Annotated in this window: 1 protein-coding gene; it reads right to left on the bottom strand. The window is 74.6% G+C overall.

The genetic code is table 11. From position 1 onward, the window contains the following. Nucleotides 1-29 precede the first annotated feature (29 nt). Complete coding sequence (locus ACFVIM_RS34020; RefSeq protein ID WP_384309933.1) at nucleotides 30-3,410, bottom strand: S8 family serine peptidase; 3,381 nt, start codon at nucleotides 3,408-3,410, stop codon at nucleotides 30-32. Between the last annotated feature and the right edge of the window lie 88 nt (nucleotides 3,411-3,498).

The following is a 3,498-nucleotide window of genomic DNA, read 5'->3' as shown; positions in this document are numbered from 1 at the left end:
CACCAGGGTTGTGCGCGTGCCGTCCGGGCTCAGCCCCGGGAGCGGCCCCGTACGTCGATCACGGCGGCGCGCTCACCGTCGGCGTTGTGGTGGAACAGGGCGAGCAGTTCGCCGTCGGCGGCGCCGGGCGAGCGGTGCACCGCCAGGGCGCGCCCGGACCGGACGGGGTGGACGACCGTCCCGGCCGGGCCGTTCTCCGCCCGCGCCCAGTACCGCGGGGCCAGCGGGTCGAAGGTGACGGGCGCGTCGGTCTGGTCGACGGTGGCGTGGCCGGGGGCGCGGTAGAAGCCGCCGACGGAGACCGTGTAGCGGATCGGGTGGGAGGCCGCGGACGGGTCGATGCCGAGCGCGCTCAGCCGCACCGGCAGCACCAGCACGTTGGTGTCGAAGGTGTTGGTGTCGACCTCGCCGAAGTGACCGTTGACGGGCTGGGTGTCGACGGAGGCGAAGCCCCCGGCGGGCAGCGGGCGCCGCAGGTCGACGGTGTTGACCAGCAGGACGTCGCTGCGGGGCGCCTTGACGACGTAGGACTCGTAGTCGGCGGTGCCGTCGCCGGTGGTGTCGATCCGCACGGCGGGCACGGTGTTGCTGCCGATATTGGCCCAGTTCCCCCAGGTGACCACGGAGAAGGCGGCCAGGGCCCGCTCCGGGGCGCCTTGGGCGCGGGCGGTGGGGGCGGTGGAGGTGGCGCCGACCCAGCGCAGGTCGCCGCCGCGCGCGGTGGCGTTGAGGGCGCAGCGGCCCTGGGTGGTGTCCGCGCAGTCGGGCAGCCGCGGTGAGCGGGCGCCGAGTTCGAAGACACCGGCCAGCGAGCGGTAGGCGGCGGAGCCGGTGCCCTGGTCGAGCCCGCGGCCCCGCAGGGTGAGCGCGGCGCTGTCCTGTCCGTCGCGGAAGGTCAGTGACGCGGGGGCCCGGAGGGTGGAGACGGGCTTGGGCGAGGCGGCCACGGGCACCCTCAGCTCACGGGTCGCGCCGAGGCGCGGGGTGAGGACGAGCCGTCCGGAGGCGTCGGCGACGAACTGCCGGGCGAGGCCGCCCTGGACGGCCTCCATCGCCGGTTCGATGGCCTTGCGCAGGGCGCGGATGTCATCGATCCGCAGGGTGACGGTCACCTTGGCGGTGCCACGCGGCGGGACGTACACCACGGGCGGCGAGACGCTGAAGCGGACACCCGGCATCTCGGCGATGGGCTGGTAGGCGGCGCGGAAGAGCTGGGGCCTGGCGCTCTTGTTGACGACCTTCACGGTCTTGGCGCGCACCAGGCGCCGGTCCGCCTCGACGACGCCGAAGGAGGCGCTGACGGCGCCCGGGTCGTCGGCGACGTAGGCGAGGGCGTTGGTGTCGAGGGCCGCGCGGGCGTCGATGCGTCCGGCGCCGACGCGCTGCGGGGTGAGCGGCTTGCCGTCGTCGGAGACGATGTCGTGCCCGGCGGTGTTCATCGCCGCGGCCTTGGCCTCCTCATAGCTCCAGCCGGGCTGGGCCTGGCGGATCAGCGCCATGATGCCGGTGGCGTGCGGCGCGGACATCGAGGTGCCGGAGTAGACCGCGCGGTCGGTGCCGCTGCCGCTGAAGGCGGCGGCGATGGTGTCACCGGGGGCGGACAGGTCCGGCTTGACGACCGGCCCGCGGATACCGCGCGAGGTGAAGACGGAGGCGGTGTCGGTGAGGGCGTGGTCGTACGAGGGGACCCGGGCCCGGTCCGTGCCGACCAGCCGCAGCGTCAGCGTCCCGGCCTCCAGCGCGGGCCGCAGCGCGGCCGTGGAGGTGGCGGTGAACTGGAACATGGGCATGCTGGCGGTGCCGGTCAGCCGCGAGGTGAAGTGGTCCTGCTCGGCGCTGAGCACGACGGCGGCGGCGCCCGCCCGCTGGGCGTTGTTGGCGCGGGCGGCGGAACCGCACTCCAGGCCCTCGATGGTGCGCTGGATGTGCATCTCGATCCAGACGATCTTTCCGGCGACGGCGGTGGCGTCGCCGGGCGCGTAGGGCTTGCAGCCCTGGGCGTTGTCCGGGGCGAGGGCGACGACGGGCCGGGTCAGGTCCAGTTCGTCCAGGCCGGTGTGGGCGAGGCTGTACTGGCCGCTGCGGGTGCCCCGCAGCGCGGCGGGCTCCTCGATCCTGGCGCCGTCGCGCAGCACGTAGGAGTCACGGGTGCTGCCGACGGTCAGGGCCTCGGGGGCGAGGCTGCCGGGCGAGCCCGCGACGTCGTAGAGGTCACCGCCGTTGCCCGCCGAGAAGACGGAGAGCACATCGTGCTGGGCGAGCTTGCGCACGAACAGCGAGAGCGGGTCGTCGACGCTGTTGTAGTTGCTGCTCAGGGCGAGGCTGACGATGTCCAGCTTGTCGGCGAAGTCGCCGTCGCCGTTGGGGTCGAGGGCGTGGTCCAGCGCCTTCGCGGTGAGGGTGGAGGTCAGCCCGTTGCAGCCGAAGACCTTCAGCGAGTACAGGGACGCCTGGGGCGCCATCCCGGGCCCGACCTTCATCGCGGCGACGGTCTCGGGGGTGAGCTTGGCGTAGTCGCCGGTGAAGGTGGTGCCGTCGGCGTTGACGCCCTGCGAGGCGATGATGCTGGCGCCGTGCGTGCCGTGGTGACCGCAGGAGATCGGATTGGGGTCGGGTACGGGGGTGGGTGAGCCGAGACGGCCGGAGGCGTCGTAGTTGTCGCCGACGAAGTCGGTGCCGCCGACGACCTTGCGGGTGGGGAAGCCCGGGTCGGCGACGTCCGGCTTGATGGCGCGGTACGCCTCTTTGGTGCCCACCCCGCCGAACGCGGCGTGGGTGTAGTCGATGCCGTCGTCGACGATGCCGACGCGGATGCCCGCGCCGGTCCTGCCGGTGGACCGCCAGGTGTTGAGGGCGCCCGTGAGCTGGACGGAGTTGGTACTGGCCTTGGCCTGGGCGACCACCGGGCTGACCGCGGCCACATCGGCGCGGGCGGCGAGCGCGCGCAGCCCCTCGGGGCCGGTCTCGGCGATCAGTCCGGGCACGGCGTTGCTGGTGGTGGCGAGGACCTTGGTGGAGCGGTCCGCGGCGCGCAGCGCGTCGGCGACGGACTCCGCCTGCCGGGCGACGGCCCGCCGGGCGTCCTGCGCGGCCCGCTGGGCCGAGGCCTCGCTGGCGCCCCGGGCGGTGCCCGCGGCGTACGCGTCGACGGCGGAGCTTGTGGCCAGCCGTACGAAGACGGTGGCCGGTCCACCGCGCGCGGCCTGGTTCGCGGCGAGGGTGGCCCCGAGTCCGGCGGGGGCCTGGCCACGCGGCTTCGCGGCGGTCGCGCCGTCCGCGCGGCCGTCGTCGGCACCGGCGGGGACCGTACCGGCGGCGACGGTGGCGAGGGCCGCGAGGGCGGCCAGCGTCGACAGGTGTCTGAGGCGCCGTGGGCGCCGGGGGTGTTGCGACAAGCCAATCAACCTCATTTGTCGTCGTTCCTTGGAGACGCCCGAAACGGTCCGGGCGGGGTGGCGCGAGGGGGGTGGGGCCGGGTGGGCGTGCGGTCGGCGGCCG

The organism is Streptomyces sp. NPDC057638 (assembly GCF_042800315.1).
GTDB lineage: Bacteria > Actinomycetota > Actinomycetes > Streptomycetales > Streptomycetaceae > Streptomyces.
This window is presented reverse-complemented; position numbering and strand designations above follow the sequence as displayed.